Annotated in this window: 17 protein-coding genes; 9 read left to right on the top strand and 8 right to left on the bottom strand. The window is 62.0% G+C overall.

What is annotated here, in order from left to right; all coding sequences use genetic code 11:
* Positions 1-56: 56 nt before the first annotated feature.
* The 4 genes from rlmD to PspCFBP13508_RS05580 all read right to left on the bottom strand — a co-directional run bounded on the left by rlmD (position 57) and on the right by PspCFBP13508_RS05580 (position 4,703).
* Positions 57-1,433, bottom strand: coding sequence for a 23S rRNA (uracil(1939)-C(5))-methyltransferase RlmD (gene rlmD, locus PspCFBP13508_RS05565; RefSeq protein WP_137213917.1), 1,377 nt, complete (start codon positions 1,431-1,433; stop codon positions 57-59).
* Complete coding sequence (gene cysM / locus PspCFBP13508_RS05570; protein WP_039757833.1) at positions 1,433-2,335, bottom strand: cysteine synthase CysM; 903 nt, start codon at positions 2,333-2,335, stop codon at positions 1,433-1,435. The genes rlmD and cysM overlap by 1 nt, the downstream gene beginning before the upstream one ends.
* Positions 2,336-2,569: 234 nt before the next feature.
* The gene (locus PspCFBP13508_RS05575; protein ID WP_137213918.1) at positions 2,570-3,994 is read right to left on the bottom strand and encodes a sensor histidine kinase; all 1,425 of its coding nucleotides are present in this window, start codon (positions 3,992-3,994) and stop codon (positions 2,570-2,572) included.
* On the bottom strand, positions 3,981-4,703 hold the full coding sequence (locus PspCFBP13508_RS05580) for a response regulator transcription factor (protein WP_137213919.1): 723 nt from the start codon (positions 4,701-4,703) through the stop codon (positions 3,981-3,983). Before PspCFBP13508_RS05580 ends, PspCFBP13508_RS05575 begins: the two co-directional genes overlap by 14 nt.
* Positions 4,704-4,909: 206 nt before the next feature.
* Here PspCFBP13508_RS05580 and PspCFBP13508_RS05585 point away from each other — a divergent pair, with 206 nt between their 5' ends.
* Positions 4,910-7,663, top strand: a complete 2,754-nt coding sequence (locus tag PspCFBP13508_RS05585) for a response regulator (protein WP_122752293.1) — start codon at positions 4,910-4,912, stop codon at positions 7,661-7,663.
* 81 nt (positions 7,664-7,744) lie between these two features.
* On the top strand, positions 7,745-8,734 hold the full coding sequence (locus PspCFBP13508_RS05590) for a 2-hydroxyacid dehydrogenase (RefSeq protein WP_137213920.1): 990 nt from the start codon (positions 7,745-7,747) through the stop codon (positions 8,732-8,734).
* Between the two features lie 6 nt (positions 8,735-8,740).
* On the opposite strand, the gene PspCFBP13508_RS05595 is transcribed toward PspCFBP13508_RS05590, so the two are convergent.
* Complete coding sequence (locus PspCFBP13508_RS05595) at positions 8,741-9,199, bottom strand: hypothetical protein (protein WP_137213921.1); 459 nt, start codon at positions 9,197-9,199, stop codon at positions 8,741-8,743.
* Positions 9,200-9,333: 134 nt separating this feature from the next.
* Between PspCFBP13508_RS05595 and PspCFBP13508_RS05600 the strand changes: the two genes are divergently transcribed.
* On the top strand, positions 9,334-9,768 hold the full coding sequence (locus PspCFBP13508_RS05600; RefSeq protein ID WP_039757838.1) for a hypothetical protein: 435 nt from the start codon (positions 9,334-9,336) through the stop codon (positions 9,766-9,768).
* Positions 9,768-10,172, top strand: coding sequence for an META domain-containing protein (locus tag PspCFBP13508_RS05605; protein WP_137213922.1), 405 nt, complete (start codon positions 9,768-9,770; stop codon positions 10,170-10,172). The genes PspCFBP13508_RS05600 and PspCFBP13508_RS05605 overlap by 1 nt, the downstream gene beginning before the upstream one ends.
* A gap of 237 nt (positions 10,173-10,409) precedes the next feature.
* On the opposite strand, the gene PspCFBP13508_RS05610 is transcribed toward PspCFBP13508_RS05605, so the two are convergent.
* On the bottom strand, positions 10,410-10,877 hold the full coding sequence (locus tag PspCFBP13508_RS05610) for a TlpA disulfide reductase family protein (protein WP_095181582.1): 468 nt from the start codon (positions 10,875-10,877) through the stop codon (positions 10,410-10,412).
* A 113-nt stretch (positions 10,878-10,990) separates the two neighbouring features.
* On the opposite strand from PspCFBP13508_RS05610, the gene arsC reads away from it, so the two are divergent.
* From arsC to PspCFBP13508_RS05625, 3 genes are read left to right on the top strand one after another with little or no spacing between them, the layout of a single operon-like run.
* Complete coding sequence (gene arsC, locus PspCFBP13508_RS05615; RefSeq protein WP_137213923.1) at positions 10,991-11,344, top strand: arsenate reductase (glutaredoxin); 354 nt, start codon at positions 10,991-10,993, stop codon at positions 11,342-11,344.
* Entirely contained in the window at positions 11,341-11,937 is a 597-nt protein-coding gene (gene wrbA, locus PspCFBP13508_RS05620; protein ID WP_137213924.1) for an NAD(P)H:quinone oxidoreductase, read from the top strand. The genes arsC and wrbA overlap by 4 nt, the downstream gene beginning before the upstream one ends.
* A complete protein-coding gene (locus PspCFBP13508_RS05625) occupies positions 11,937-12,362 on the top strand; it encodes a DUF2069 domain-containing protein (RefSeq protein WP_137213925.1) in 426 nt (141 codons plus the stop codon). Before wrbA ends, PspCFBP13508_RS05625 begins: the two co-directional genes overlap by 1 nt.
* Positions 12,363-12,451: 89 nt before the next feature.
* Here PspCFBP13508_RS05625 and PspCFBP13508_RS05630 read toward each other — a convergent pair whose 3' ends face one another.
* Together PspCFBP13508_RS05630 and ttcA are read right to left on the bottom strand one after the other, a co-directional pair.
* A complete protein-coding gene (locus PspCFBP13508_RS05630; protein WP_016773632.1) occupies positions 12,452-13,126 on the bottom strand; it encodes a DNA-3-methyladenine glycosylase I in 675 nt (224 codons plus the stop codon).
* 168 nt (positions 13,127-13,294) lie between these two features.
* On the bottom strand, positions 13,295-14,119 hold the full coding sequence (gene ttcA / locus PspCFBP13508_RS05635) for a tRNA 2-thiocytidine(32) synthetase TtcA (protein ID WP_024013975.1): 825 nt from the start codon (positions 14,117-14,119) through the stop codon (positions 13,295-13,297).
* 426 nt (positions 14,120-14,545) lie between these two features.
* Between ttcA and PspCFBP13508_RS05640 the strand changes: the two genes are divergently transcribed.
* Positions 14,546-15,148: a Yip1 family protein gene (locus PspCFBP13508_RS05640; RefSeq protein ID WP_016773629.1), complete on the top strand. Its 603-nt coding sequence runs from the start codon at positions 14,546-14,548 to the stop codon at positions 15,146-15,148.
* A gap of 147 nt (positions 15,149-15,295) precedes the next feature.
* On the top strand, positions 15,296-15,790 hold the full coding sequence (locus PspCFBP13508_RS05645; protein ID WP_024013976.1) for a SprT family zinc-dependent metalloprotease: 495 nt from the start codon (positions 15,296-15,298) through the stop codon (positions 15,788-15,790).
* The last annotated feature ends 164 nt before the right edge of the window (positions 15,791-15,954 follow it).

Here is a 15,954-nt window from a genome sequence, read left to right on the forward strand (position 1 = left end):
TGATCCTCAGTGTCCGTTCGCGCTCGCGGGGCTCAGGCGAGCGCTGCGCGGACAGATCAGACGGATTCAGACGAGCCGTCCTGGCTCGCTTCAAATAACGCCATGGCCTCGACATGTGCCGTCTGAGGAAACATATCGAGAATCCCGGCACGTTTTAACCGGTAGCCCTGCTTGATCAATTCCTGCGTGTCGCGCGCCAGCGTGGCCGGGTTGCACGACACATATACCAACCGCTTGGCACCCAGGGTCGCGAGCTTGCGCACCACCTCGAAAGCACCGTCACGCGGTGGGTCCAAGAGTACCGCAGAAAAGCCGTTTCCGATCCACTGGGCATCGCTCAAAGGCTGGGATAAATCGGCTTGAAAAAACTTTGTGTTATGCAAATTGTTACTGACGGCGTTGGCAGCGGCCCGCTCGACCATGGTCTGCACGCCCTCCACAGCCACCACTTCATGCACGCTTTTGGCCAGCGGTAGCGCAAAATTTCCCAACCCGCAAAACAGGTCGAGCACGCGTTCTTCAGCCGTCGGTTTCAGCCAGTCCAGCGCCTGGGCGATCATCGCTTCGTTGACCCCGGCGTTGACCTGAACGAAATCTCCCGGCCGATAAGCCAGCTCGAGATCCCACTGTTCCAGGCGATAACCGAGGCTCTGACCGGCCTCGACCGGTTGCGGTTCACCTTCGCCATGCAGCCACAACTGCGCCTCGTGGAACTGGCAGAAATCCTTGAGGATGCTCAGATCCGCTTCGGACAACGGCGCCATGTGCCGCAGCAATAGCGCCAGTGATGAGCCGCTGAACAGCTCGACATGGCCCAGCGCCTGCGGTTTGCTCAAGCGCCGCAGCATCTCCGGCAAGCGGGTCATGATCGGTTGCAAGGGCTGTACCAGCACCGGGCATTCGCTGATCGCGACGATGTCCTGACTGCCGGCAGCGCGGAAACCCACTTCGAGTTTTTTTGCCTTCATGTCCCAGCGCACGGCGATGCGCGCGCGCCGACGGTAGCCGAATTCCGGGCCGGTCAGCGGCGCTGCCCACTCTTCAGGTTCGACACCGGCCACCCGCGACAATTGCTCGGCGAGCATGCGCTGTTTCAGGGCGAGCTGTTCGTCGTGGGGCAAGTGCTGAACGCTGCAACCGCCACAGCGGCCGAAGTGCGCGCACGCAGCCGGGCGGCGCAATTCGCTGGCAGTGAACACCCGTTCGGTGCGCGCTTCGACCACTTTGCCGTGGGCGCCGAGCACCCGTGCTTCGACCTCTTCACCGGCAAGGGCGCCGAGGACGAACCAGGTCTTGCCTTCGAAAAACGCGATACCGCGACCGTCATTGGCCAGGCGCTCGATACTCAAGCGCTGCTTCTTGCCGGTCGGGATCTGCGGCGCCTTGCTGCCGCCGGTAGGCTGGAAGCGCAGGCCTCTCTCGTGTTTGGCCATCAGTTCGGCGCGTCGAAAATGCCGGTCGACAGGTAACGGTCGCCACGGTCGCAGATGATCGCGACGATCACCGCGTTTTCAACTTCTTTGGACAAGCGCAGCATCGCTGCAACCGCGCCGCCCGAGGACACGCCGCAGAAGATGCCTTCTTCGCGGGCCAGGCGCCGGGTGACGTCTTCGGCTTCGCTTTGCGCCATGTCGACGATGCGGTCGACGCGGTCAGCCTGATAGATCTTCGGCAGGTATTCCTGCGGCCAGCGGCGGATGCCGGGAATGGCCGAGCCTTCCATCGGTTGCAGGCCGACGATCTGCACGCTGTCGCTCTGCTCTTTGAGGTAGCGCGACACGCCCATGATGGTGCCGGTGGTGCCCATCGAACTGACGAAATGAGTGATGCTGCCCTGGGTCTGACGCCAGATTTCCGGGCCGGTGGTGGTGTAGTGCGCTTCCGGGTTGTCGCCATTGGCGAACTGGTCGAGCACCTTGCCACGGCCTTCGGCTTCCATACGCTGGGCCAGATCGCGGGCGCCTTCCATGCCCTCTTCCTGAGTCACCAGGATCAGCTCGGCACCGTAAGCGGTCATCGCCGCTTTGCGCTCGGCGCTGGAGTTGTCCGGCATGATCAGGATCATCTTGTAACCCTTGATCGCAGCGGCCATCGCCAGAGCGATACCGGTATTGCCAGAGGTCGCCTCGATCAGCGTATCGCCGGGATTGATCTGCCCGCGCAACTCGGCGCGAGTGATCATCGACAACGCCGGGCGGTCCTTGACCGAACCCGCCGGGTTGTTCCCTTCGAGCTTGAGCAAAAGGGTGTTGCTGGTGGCGCCGGGCAGGCGCTGCAAACGCACCAGCGGCGTGTTGCCGACGCAATCGGCGATGGTTGGGTACTGCAGGGTCATGGCGTATTCGCAATCCAGACGTGCGGGGGCGCCTATCATACCGGCAAACCCGCGCAGGCCATATCACGCAAAGTGCGGTGCTTATGGTTTATGGGAATAAGCAAATAAAAGTCGCGCCAGTGGTGCGACTTTTACTTGAGCAACACTCAGTTCTCGTGGTGATGCTTGGAATTCGCGAGCAGGCTCGCTCCCACAGGATTTAGTGTCAGCAGTGATGACACTATTAACGGTAGATCACACAGCCTGCGGCGAACCGCGCTCCATTGTGGGAGCGAGCCTGCTCGCGAAGGCGTCCGCATGGGCGACGCCGTCATCCGCCAACAAGCGCAAATTCAACCGCAGCCCCGCCCCGGTATTTTCCGCCCAGAGCAACCCGCCCTGGCGCTGCACCGCATTGCGCGCAATGCTCAATCCCAGCCCAAAGCCACCATCCCCGGGCCTTGATCCGTCCAGTCGAATGAACGGCGAAAAGATTCGCTGCAGATCTTCGTCAGCCACGCCGCCGCCCTGATCCTCCAGCCACAAATGCCAATACTCGCCATCGCGCCGTGCATCGAGACGCACAATCCCGCCCTCGGGCGAGTGACGAATGGCGTTGCGCAAGATGTTTTCCAGCGCTTGCGCCAGGGTATTGAGGTTGCCGCGCACCCAGCACGATGCCTCGACCGAGCATTGCAGTTGCAGACTCGGCCAGCCGCTTTCATAGCAGGCGTTGTCGGTGAGCATTTCCCACAGCGCCTGAATCTGGATCGCTTCATCCGGCAACGGTGAGCGGTCGGTGTCGAGCCAGGCCAGTTGCAGGGTGTCTTCGACCAAACGTTGCATGCCGTCGACCTCGCGGCCGATGCGCTCGCGTAGCTGCGGCAGACCCTGTTCGCTTTCGCTGGCCACACGCAGACGGCTCAGCGGCGTGCGCATTTCGTGGGACAAGTCACGCAATAACTGCTGCTGCAAGGCGACTGTGCTTTGCAGGCGCTCGGACATGGAATCGAAGGCCCGCGCCAGCTCACCGAGCTCATCCGGGCGCTGGGTGATGCCGCTCGACAGGCGCACATTCAACTGGTCGGCGCGCCAGGCGTTGGCCTGTTCGCGCAGGTTGTTCAGCGGCACCACCAACAGGCGATACAGGCCGACGCACAGCAACAGAGTGAACAGCCCGGGAATCACACCGTTGGTGATCACCCGCCAGAACACCCGGTACTTGCCTGGCACAAAACGTTCAGGCAGCTCGATGACGAGGATGCCGGCGGCCGGATCCTGAGGGAACGGTACCCTCAGCCAAGGTCGGCCCTTCTTGTGGATCGGCCAGTCGAGGCCGCGCAAAAAGGTCAGGTGCTGCACCTCTGCCGCGTTCAACGGCTGGCTGCTCAGCGACTGCAAATCAGCGCCGATCACGCCGACCCAACTGGCCTCGCGCAATTCCATGCTCTGCAACCAGTCATCGACGCCATTGCGCCCGCCGCGCTGCCACGCCTGTTCGGCTTGCGCGGCATAACGGCTGAGCGTGCTGCGCGCGTCACTGGAGAGGAACTGATTGCGCTCCTCCATGTAGCGGCCCCACGACCAGCTCAGCCAGATCATCAGCAGACAGAACGCCACCAGCAGGCACGCCAGTTTCCAGAACAGTGAATGCCGACCCGGCAGCTCAGACAGTTTCATCGGCGCCGCTCAAGACATAGCCCTTGCCCCACACCGTGCGCACTTCGCGCTCGGTGTAACCGATGGCTTTGAGTTTGCGGCGGATCTGACTGATGTGCATGTCGAGGCTGCGGTCGTGCGCCGCAAAGCCGCGTTGCAGGACGTGCTGATAAAGGAAGGCCTTGCTCAGCACTTCCTCGTTGTTGCGGTGCAGGGTTTCCAGCAGACGGAATTCGCTGCGGGTCAGCCCGGCCGCCTGCTCGCGGAAAAACACGTCGCAGTGTTCGTCATCGAAACGCAGGGTGCCGCTGACCACCGCATCGTTAATAGCAGGCGGGCGCCGATCCAGCGCCACGCGGCGCAGGATCGCTTCGATGCGCACATGCAACTCGGCCATGCTGAACGGCTTGGGCAGATAGTCATCGGCACCGAGGCGGAAACCGCTGATGCGATCGGCCTCGGCACCCAGCGCCGACATCAGCAACACCGGCGTCGAATGGCTCTGACGCAATTGCGTCAACAACTGTAGACCATCGAGCCCCGGCAGCAGAATATCCATCAGCACCACGTCGAAAGGCTGGCACTGGGCGATGTTCAGACCTTCCTGGCCGTTCTGGCACCAGGTCACCTGAAAACCGCTGCGGCCCAAATGCTCGTGCACATAGGCGCCGAGGACCGGATCGTCTTCAATGGAAAGGATGCGTGGCTGGCAAACGGAAACAGGAGTCATGAGTATCTGCAAGTAATTCTCAGTTGGCGGATTATTCAAGATTGTCCGACAGCGGGCAACACAAGCTTGGCCTGTCGGACGAACGAGTGCGTGGGCGGCGCTGCATTTTCCGCAAGATTGCCCGCCTGCAAATCGCTACACTGCGCCCATGTCGCGTGCCGGATGCACGCATGTGTCAACAGATCAGCGGGATGCGGGAGATAGGCGTGCTCAAGAAACTGGGAATCAAAGGTCGCGTGCTGTTGCTGACCTTGTTGCCGACCAGCCTGATGGCGCTGGTGCTGGGTGGCTATTTCACCTGGACGCAGCAGACCGACCTGCACAGCCAATTGATGCAGCGCGGCGAAATGATCGCCGAGCAACTGGCGCCGCTGGTGGCGCCGGCAATGGGTCACGGCGACGCCGATCTGCTTGAACGCATCGCCACCCAGTCCCTTGAACAACCCGACGTGCGCGCGGTGACCTTCCTCGCGGCGGACCGCTCGCCACTGGCCCACGCCGGCCCGACCATGCTCAATCAAGCGCCAAGCGGCGACAGCGCGCTGCTGCAACGACGCAGCGGCAATGACGCGACGCGCTACCTGATGCCGGTGTTCGGCAAGCACCGCAACCTCGCCGGCGAAATCATTCCCGAAGAATCCGAACGCCTGCTCGGCTGGGTCGAGCTGGAGCTGTCGCACAACGGCATGTTGCTGCGCGGCTATCGCAGCCTGTTCGCCAGCCTGCTGCTGATCGCCGCCGGACTTGCTGGCGCCGCCCTCCTCGCGTTGCGCATGGGCCGCACCATCAACCGTCCGCTGAGCCAGATCAAACAAGCGGTCGCGCAACTCAAGGACGGTCATCTGGAAACCCGCTTGCCGCCCCTCGGCAGTCAGGAACTGGATGAACTGGCCTCGGGTATCAACCGCATGGCCGGCACCCTGCAGAACGCTCGTGAAGAATTGCAGCACAGCGTCGATCAGGCCACCGAGGACGTGCGGCAGAACCTGGAAACCATCGAGATCCAGAACATCGAGCTGGACCTGGCGCGCAAAGAAGCGCTGGAAGCCAGCCGGATCAAATCCGAATTCCTCGCCAACATGAGCCACGAGATCCGCACGCCGCTCAACGGCATTCTCGGCTTCACTCACCTGTTGCAGAAAAGCGAACTGACCCCGCGCCAGCTCGACTATCTGGGCACCATCGAAAAGTCCGCCGACAGCCTGTTGGGAATCATCAACGAGATTCTCGATTTCTCGAAGATCGAGGCCGGCAAACTGGTGCTCGACCACATTCCGTTCAACCTGCGTGACCTGTTGCAGGACACCCTGACCATCCTCGCCCCGGCCGCGCACGCCAAGCAGCTCGAGCTGGTCAGTCTGGTCTATCGCGACACGCCGCTGTCGCTGGTCGGCGATCCGCTGCGTCTGAAGCAGATCCTCACCAACCTGGTCAGCAACGCGATCAAGTTCACCCGCGAAGGCACCATCGTCGCCCGGGCGATGCTCGAAGACGAACACGAAGACAGCGTGCAACTGCGCATCAGCATTCAGGACACCGGCATCGGTCTGTCGAGTCAGGATGTCCGCGCGCTGTTCCAGGCTTTCAGTCAGGCCGACAATTCGCTGTCGCGCCAACCCGGCGGCACCGGGCTGGGGCTGGTGATTTCCAAGCGTCTGATCGAGCAGATGGGCGGCGAGATCGGCGTCGACAGCACGCCGGGCGAAGGTTCGGAATTCTGGATCAGCCTGAGCCTGCCCAAGACTCGCGACGACGCCGAAGACCTGCCCGCCGCGCCATTGCTCGGACGCCGCGTGGCGGTGCTGGAAAACCACGAACTGGCGCGTCAGGCCTTGCAACATCAGCTGGAAGACTGCGGACTGCAAGTGACGCCGTTCAATACTCTGGAGAGCCTGAGCAATGGCGTCACCGGCGCGCATCAGACCGATCAGGCGATCGATCTGGCGGTGATCGGTATCACCAGCAACGACATGCTCCCGGAGCGTTTGAACCAGCACATCTGGGACCTCGAACACCTGGGCTGCAAAGTGCTGGTGCTGTGCCCGACCACCGAACAGACGCTGTTTCACCTGTCGGTGCCCAACCCGCACAGCCAGCTTCAGGCCAAACCGGCGTGTACGCGCAAATTGCGCCGGGCGCTGTCCGATCTGGTCAATCCGCGCCAGACCCGCAGCGAACCGGGCGAGCCGCTGTCCAGCCGTGCGCCGCGCGTGCTGTGTGTCGACGACAACCCGGCCAATCTGCTGCTGGTGCAGACCCTGCTCGAAGACATGGGCGCTCGAGTGCTCGCGGTGGAAAGCGGCTACGCAGCAGTCAAAGCGGTGCAGAGCGAATCTTTCGATCTGGTGTTGATGGACGTGCAGATGCCCGGCATGGACGGTCGCCAGACCACTGAAACCATTCGCCAGTGGGAAAGCGAGCGGCATTGCACGCCGCTGCCGATCGTTGCCCTCACCGCCCACGCCATGGCCAACGAAAAACGCGCGCTGCTGCAAAGCGGCATGGACGACTACCTGACCAAACCGATCAGCGAGCGGCAACTGGCGCAGGTGGTGTTGAAGTGGACCGGACTGGCTCTGCGCAATCAGGCGCCGGAGCGCAACGGCGACAGCGCGGCGAGTCAGCAGGAACTGCCGGTGCTCGATCACGAAGAAGGCTTGCGTCTGGCGGCGGGCAAGGCGGATCTGGCGGCGGACATGCTCGCTATGCTGCTGGCCTCGCTGGAAGCCGACCGCGAAGCGATACGCGCCGCGCGTGACAGCCACGACCAGAATGCCCTGCTCGAACGCGTGCACCGTTTGCATGGCGCGACCCGTTATTGCGGCGTGCCGCAACTGCGCGCCGCCTGCCAGCGCAGCGAAACCCTGCTCAAGCAGGACGATCCGAAAGCCGCCGCCGCACTGGATGAACTGGAGCGCTCGATCAATCGACTCGCGGCGCAGGCGCGCATCAGCGCCTGACCTGCGGCAAGGCACGGCGCGCGCAAAGCGCTACAGTTGTCGCGGGCCGTTGCGGCCCGCGTCGATGTTCCAGGAGGATTCATGCGCACAATCATTTTCAGCAGCCAGACCTACGACCGCGACAGCTTTCTCGGCGCCGACTGCCCGGCCGGGCTTGAACTGCATTTTCAAGCGGCGCGGCTCAGCCTCGATACGGCGGCGCTGGCCGAGCAACACGAAGTGGTCTGCGCGTTCATCAATGACGACCTCAGCACCCCGGTGCTCGAACGCCTCGCTGCCGGTGGCACGCGGCTGATTGCCCTGCGTTCGGCGGGTTACAACCATGTCGACCTGCCGGCGGCGAAACGCCTCGGCCTGGCCGTGGTTCGTGTGCCGGCCTACTCGCCGCACGCCGTGGCCGAACATGCCGTGGCGCTGATCCTCGCCCTCAATCGTCGTTTGCACCGTGCCTACAACCGCACCCGCGAAGGTGATTTCAGCCTGCATGGCCTGACCGGTTTCGATCTGGTCGGCAAGACCGTCGGCATCGTCGGCACCGGACAGATCGGCGCAACGTTCGCGAAAATCATGCACGGCTTCGGCTGTGAACTGCTGGCCTACGATCCGTATCCCAATCCCGAGGTGCTGGCCTTGGGCGCACGTTATCTGAGCCTGCCGGAATTGCTCGCGCAGTCGCGGATCATCAGCCTGCATTGCCCACTCAACGAGCAGAGCAAGCACCTGATCAATCGCGACTCACTGGCGCACATGCAGGCCGGGGCGATGCTGATCAACACCGGGCGTGGCGGGCTGGTGGACACGCCGGCGCTGATCGACGCGCTGAAGGACGGCCAACTCGGTTATCTGGGGCTGGATGTTTACGAAGAAGAGGCGCAGCTGTTTTTCGAGGATCGCTCCGACCTGCCGTTGCAGGACGATGTGCTGGCGCGTCTGCTGACGTTTCCCAACGTGATCATCACTGCGCATCAGGCGTTTCTGACCCGCGAGGCGCTGGGCGCGATTGCCGCGACCACCCTGCACAACATCGCGACCTGGGCGGCAGGTGCGCCGCAGAACCAGGTCGAGGGTTGAACGGTTTTACTTGGACAGCGAAGACGCCAGGATCAGCAAGCCCAGCCAGCCGAAACCGAGCAGGCGCTGCTTGCTGGAATGGCCGTTGCGCAGCAGGAACCAGACGAAAAACGCCGGCAACAGAAACACCATGATTTTCAGCCAGCCTTCCACCGGGCGACTGCCATCGGGATTGAGCGGTTGCTGCTCCTCGCGGGCCTGATCTGCGGCCTGCTGACGACGGCGACGCCCCGCCGCTGCCGGCATCACTTTGGGTAAAGGCTCGGACACTGGCGGCGCAACCGCCTCGGGCACTGCGTTGTTGCGTGGCAGGCTGCCGAAGGAAATCGTCGAGGCTTGCACCGGTGCCGCCGTCGATTGCGCCTGCATGGCGGCGTGTTCAGCCATCGGCGCGCCGCAGTGAATGCACACCAGCGCTTCGGAACTGATGCTCCGCTTGCATTCATAACATTCGATCAGCGCCATGTTCCGTTCCTTCAGATTCGGGGGCCGGCAGTTTGCCATGACTGTCGGCGCATTTGAACCGGATCGAAGGTCGCACGCGTGCATCATTCTGCAATCGAGCCCGTGCTAGCATGTCGCGCATATTTGGAGGACCCATGGTCGAACACGATTTCCGCTACACCCTGATGAACCCGCAACACACCCTCACCGAATGCCGCGCCCTGGTTCCGGGCCGCTATCAGGTGACCGGCAACGGTGGCTCGATCCGTATCGGTGATGCCCTGTTGGTCACGCTCAAAGGCAGCAAGGATTTGTCCATGCGCCTGACCGTCGACACTGTGCGCCACCTGATCAATCCGCCAGGCCAATGGACCGCGATGACCACAGGCCCGGTGTTCGGCGAACTGGCCATTCACACCTGGCAGGTCAACTGCGACAGCTGCGCGAAAGAGCTGAGCTTCGAATTCGCCGTGGATGCCAAACTCGGCAAGACCGCCGAGAAACCTGCCGCCACCGCGCGCATCGCCGAGCTGGGCTGGAAAGCCGTCGGCGACAAGCATCTGTGCCCGAAATGCCAGGAGCCTGCGTGATGAAACGCCTCGCCCTGACCGCACTGATCGGTGTCGGCCTGGTTGGTTGCGCCGCAGAGCCGGTGCAACTGCAGCACAACCGCAGCTACATTCTGGAATGGATCGGCGAGCGGCCACTGATGGATTACAGCCACCTGACCGTGACCCTCGGCGATGACGGCCGCGCCTACGGCAACGGCGGCTGCAACCATTGGTTCGCGCCTTACACGCAGGACGGCGACAAGCTGAGCTTCGGCAAGATCGGCAAGACCCGCAAGCTCTGCGCCCCGGCGGTGATGGAGCAGGAACAGCGCTTCTTGCAGGCGCTGGAAAAAGTCGAGCGCTGGGACATTTCGCCGATCGAGCAGATACGCTTCTGGCCTGCTCAAGGCAAACCGTTGCGCTGGTGGCTGGAAGAGGGTTGATCCGCCCTGGACCGCCAAGGCCCTCACCCTAGCCCTCTCCCAGAGGGAGAGGGGACTGATTGGGGGATATTGAAGAGTTATGTCGACGTGGTAATTCTTCGCCGAATCCATAATCGACTGGATCCTGTCTGACGGGACCATAATCAACTCGGTGTCTCAGGTCGATGTACGACGAAAGACACCTCGGTCGGCCCCCTCTCCCCCGGGAGAGGGCTGGGGTGAGGGGCTTCTGGCGGTTTACTTCGTAGCCTGCAACGCCTCCAGCTTCGCCATTACCCCCGCCGCCGTCTGCTCACCGAGCAACTGTTCACGCACCTTGCCCTTGTCATCAATGATGAAGGTCACCGGCAGCGCCTCACTGCGCGGCAGGTCGAACAGCTCGGCGGGATCCTGCGCGAGCACGGTGAACTTGATGCCAAGCTTTTCGCTGGCTTCTTTCAGCTCCGCGCCCTGCACGTTGTCGAAGTTGACCCCGAACACCCCGACATTCTTGCTCTTGAGCTCATCAGCCAAATGATTCAGCTCGGGAATTTCCGTGCGGCACGGGCCACACCATTCGGCCCAGTAGTTAAGCACCACCCATTGTTTGTCCAGACGTTCGGACGCGACCTTCTGGCCGTTCTGGTCGATCCCGTAATCATTGCCGCAGCCCCCCAGCATCAACGCCCCGAGAATCGTCAATGCCGCTGCCAATCGCCGTGTCATGTCGTGTTCCTTGTGAAAATTCGAAAGCGCCTGCGACCCATCGCCTCTGACGGTTCTGGATTGCGCGCCGCACAGTTAGAATAGCCGCCACTTTACGCCAGAAGCGACCCGCCATGACCGATCTGACGCTTTATCACAATCCGCGCTGCTCGAAATCCCGCGGCGCACTGGAACTGCTCGAAGCCCGCGGCGTGCATCCGACTGTCGTGCGCTACCTGGAAACGCCGCTCAGCGCCACGCAGATCAAGGCCCTGCTCGGCAAGCTCGGGATCAGCGCGCGGCAGCTGCTGCGCAGCGGTGAAGAGGAATACAAAACCCTGAACCTGGCCGACGCCAGCCTCAGCGAGCAGCACCTGATCGACGCCATCGCCGCACACCCGAAACTCATGGAGCGGCCGATTCTGGAAGTCGGCGACAAGGCCGTCATCGGTCGCCCACCGGAAAACGTGCTGGAGTTGTTGCCATGAGCACGCCGTACATTCTGGTTCTTTATTACAGCCGCAGCGGTTCGACCAACGAGATGGCCCGGCAAATCGCCCGTGGCGTCGAGCAGGCCGGAATGGAGGCGCGTTTGCGTACGGTGCCGGCGATTTCCACAGAGTGCGAAGCGGTGGCGGCAGACATTCCCGATGAAGGCGCGCTCTACGCCAGCCTCGACGATTTGAAGAACTGCGCCGGCCTCGCCTTGGGCAGTCCGACGCGTTTCGGCAACATGGCCGCGCCGCTCAAGTACTTCCTCGACGGCACCAGCAACCTCTGGCTGACTGGCGCGCTGGTCGGCAAACCGGCCGGCGTGTTCACCTCCACCGCCAGCCTGCACGGCGGTCAGGAAACCACGCTGTTGTCGATGATGTTGCCGCTGTTGCATCACGGCATGTTGATCACCGGCCTGCCCTACAGCGAATCGGCGCTGCTCGAAACCGAAGGTGGCGGCACGCCGTACGGGGCCAGCCATCACGCCGGTGCCGACGGCAAGAACGGTCTTGATCAGCATGAAGTGGCGCTGTGTCGCGCACTCGGTCTGCGGCTGGCGAAAACCGCGCAGAAGCTGGTGGGCTGATGGCGAAGAAGCCGAAAGTCCTGCCCTCGATAGAGTGGCTTGAGCCACGGGTGACGGCGATGCGCGTGCTCAGCCTGCTGAGCTTTTTCGCCCTCGCCGGTTTGCTCGCTGTTTATTACCTGGTGTTCGCCGACCTGCATGGCGCGCGGCCTTGGGTGATTCTGCTGGTCGAGCTGATCCCGTGGCTGGTGCTCGCCCCGGCGATGATCATGGGCAGCGCCCGTGGCCATTCGTGGATGTGTTTTGTGGTGAACCTGTATTTCATCAAAGGCGCCCTGGCGGCATACGACCCCAACCGGCAGCTGTTCGGCGTGCTGGAAATGGCCGCGAGCCTGGCGGTGTTCTGCTCGGCGCTGTTGTATGTGCGCTGGCGCTATCAGTTGAATCGCAAATTGGCGGGTGAAGGCGAGATCAGCGTCGCCTGACCGATCGCTTTCGCGAGCAGGCTCGCTCCCACAGGGGAATGCATTCCAGATGTGGGAGCGAGCCTGCTCGCGAATGCAGCGACGCGGTTTTAATGGTTGACGGTATAGGCGAGCATCATCGAAATCTGGCTCATCGGCCGTCCGCCGCTCTGTTCGTGCCATTGGTTGAACGCGTTTTGCACCGTCGCCAGATCACGCTGGCTGGTCGGCACTTTGTCGACGATCTTCTGTGCATTCAGCGCCGCGACCACGTCGTAGCTCGGCACGAACGTGTCCTTGCCGACCATGCGCAAAAAGCGCGGCGCCGACAGCCCGCCGAGTTGGTGGCCGTGCTTTTTCAGGTAGGTCCACAGGCCGACGATATCGGTCACTGGCCAGTCGGCGATCAGCGCGCCGAAGCTGCCCTTGTCCTTTTCCACATCGAGGATGAACTGCGCATTGCGCGGCACGCTTTTCAGTTTGCCGAGGTGACGGATGATCCGTGCGTCCTGCATCAGCCGCTCGAGGTGTTCGGCGCTCATCAGCACGACTTTTTCCGGATCGAACTTGAAGAACACCTCTTCGAACGCCGGCCACTTGGCGTCGACCAGGCTGTGCTTGAGCCCGGCGCGAAAAACCCGCAGGGCCATGGTCGAGAGGTAGCGGTCGTCGCGGATCTTGCGCAGTTGTGCGGGGGTCTTGGGAACGGGCAGATGGGCTTCCAGTTCAGCCGCCGAACCGAAACGGTTCAGACAGTATTCGTGCAGCCACTTGTAATCGCGCATGCCCTCTCCTGAGGTTTGGAAATGAATAACACCTGTAGAAGCAGGCCCCTGTGGCGAGGGGATTCATCCCCGCTGGGCTGCGCAGCAGACCCCGAGATTTTGGGGCCGCTTCGCGTCCCAGCGGGGATGAATCCCCTCAACCACAGGTCCTGCTTCTACAGGGTGGGTTTACAGATTGACGACATTGACGAAACGCGAAGCCGCGGTCTCGTCGATCTTCAGGCTGGTGAAGTCGAACAGGTTGCGGTCGGCCAGTTGCGACGGCACCACGTTCTGCAGGCTGCGGAAAATCGATTCGGTGCGGCCCGGGGTCTTGCGGTCCCAGTCCTGGAGCATTTCCTTGACCACCTGGCGCTGCAGGTTTTCCTGCGAGCCGCAGAGGTTGCACGGGATGATCGGGAATTGCTTCAAGTCCGAGTAGGCCTGAATGTCCTTCTCGTTGCAGTACGCCAGCGGGCGGATCACCACGTTGCGGCCATCGTCGGCGCGCAGCTTCGGCGGCATCGCTTTCAGGGTGCCGTTGAAGAACATGTTGAGGAAGAACGTTTCGACGATGTCGTCGCGGTGATGACCGAGGGCCATTTTCGTCGCGCCGATTTCGTCAGCGAAGGTGTACAGCGTGCCGCGACGCAGGCGCGAGCACAGCGAACAGGTGGTCTTGCCTTCCGGCACCAGTTCCTTGACCACCGAGTAAGTGTCTTTCTCGACGATGTGATACTCGATGCCCAGTTCTTTCAGGTAGGCCGGCAGCACGTGCTCGGGAAAGCCCGGCTGTTTCTGGTCCATGTTCACCGCGACGATGTCGAACTTGATCGGTGCAACCTTCTGCAGGTGCATCAGCACGTCAAGCATGGTGTAGCTGTCCTTGCCCCCGGACAGGCAGACCATGACCTTGTCGCCGTCTTCGATCATGTTGAAATCGGCGACCGCTTCGCCGGCCAGGCGGCGCAGGCGCTTTTGCAGTTTGTTCTGGTTGACCGTAAGAGTGCCCATGACGCGAAATCCGTGAGGTGTGACGAAAGGCCGGCATTTTACGCAAAAACCCCGGTAGCGCGAAGCATCTGTGGCGAGGGGATTTATCCCCGCTGGGTTGCGAAGCAGCCCCAAAACCCGAGAACTCGTAATGCCTGACACTGCGCGCTGAATGGCCTGGCGGCTGCTGCGCAAGCCGAACGGGGATGAATCCCCTCGCCACAAAAGTGTTTCAACCCCAAAAATTCCTTCCCCGCAAGACCCCGAGGCGATTATCCATCCCGTTTACAGCGCGATTTGCTCTAAGCCCGGCATACCGGTGCGCTGGAGTCCTTTCTATACTGCGACATAAGGTCGCACACATCTGAAGACCTGTATTTGCTCGGCCATCTTGGCCCGTAGGCGCTCCGTTGGGGGGCGATGGCAATGACAAGAGGAGTGAATGGCATGATCCATCACGTAGTGGGACTGTTTACCCACCCCGATCAGGAATGGAAGGAGATCCGTGGCGACCAAGAGGAAAGCATCAGCCACATGTACCTGACGCACACGCTGATTCTGGCGGCGATCCCCGCTGTCTCGGCGTTTATCGGCACTACCCAGGTCGGCTGGGTGATCGGCAATCGCGCGCCGGTGATGCTCACGTTCGAAAGCGCCTTGTGGATGACCATCATGTCGTACCTGGCGATGCTCGGCGGGGTCGCGGTGATGGGCGCCTTCGTGCACTGGATGGCCCGCACCTATGACGCCAATCCAAGCCTGGCCCGTTGCGTGGCGTTTGCCACTTACACGGCGACACCTTTGTTTGTCGGCGGTCTGGCGGCGCTGTATCCGCACATGTGGCTGGGGATGATCGTCGGCACAGCGGCCATCTGCTACACGGTGTATCTGTTGTATGTCGGCCTGCCGACTTTCATGAACATCCCTTCGGATGAAGGTTTCCTGTTTTCCAGCTCGGTGCTTGCCGTCGGCCTGGTGGTGCTGGTGGCGATCATGGCGTTCACCGTGATTGTCTGGGGCCTGGGTGTCGGCCCGGTCTATACCAACTGACCTGTTTCCTGCCTGAGAAAAACAACATCTGCCAATACAGGCCGCCGCAAGGCGGCCTTCTCGTTGGGCGACGACCATTCGGCAGGTCAGCGATTCGCAAGTCGCCGGGGTTGCGGCATACTCGGCGTCTCTGGAGATCCATCAAGCATGCCCGAGCAACTCAATACCCGCGTCGAAGATTGTTACCAACTCGCTGAATCCTTTTTCAAACGCTCCTTCAAACGCCCCGTCGTCAGCCTCAAGCTGCGCGGGCAGAAAGCCGGTGTCGCGCATCTGCACGAGAACCTGCTGCGCTTCAATCCGCAGCTGTACCGGGAAAACACCGAGCACTTCCTCAAGCAGACCGTGGCACACGAAGTCGCTCACCTGATCGCTCATCAACTGTTCGGCGACCGCATCCAGCCCCATGGCGAGGAGTGGCAACTGATCATGCGCGGCGTCTACGAACTGCCGCCGGACCGCTGCCACACCTATGAAATCAAGCGGCGCAGCGTGACCCGCTATATCTACAAATGCCCGTGCCCCGACAGTGATTTCCCGTTTACCGCCCAGCGCCATGGCCTGGTGCGGCAAGGGCGGCGGTATCTGTGCCGGCGCTGCCGCAGTACGCTGGTGTTCAGTGGTGAGATGCGGGTGGAATAGTCAGTTCTGCGGTGCCCTGACTGGCCCCTTCGCGAGCAGGCTCGCTCCCACAGGGGAATGCATTTCAATGTGGGAGCGAGCCTGCTCGCGAAGGCGGCGGCATGAGCGCTACAGAATCACCTTGGCCGAACGCAACTCGGCAATTCTCCCACAGGGGAATGCAT

Origin of the sequence: Pseudomonas sp. CFBP13508, from assembly GCF_005233515.1 — a bacterium.
Taxonomy (GTDB): domain Bacteria; phylum Pseudomonadota; class Gammaproteobacteria; order Pseudomonadales; family Pseudomonadaceae; genus Aquipseudomonas; species Aquipseudomonas mercuritolerans.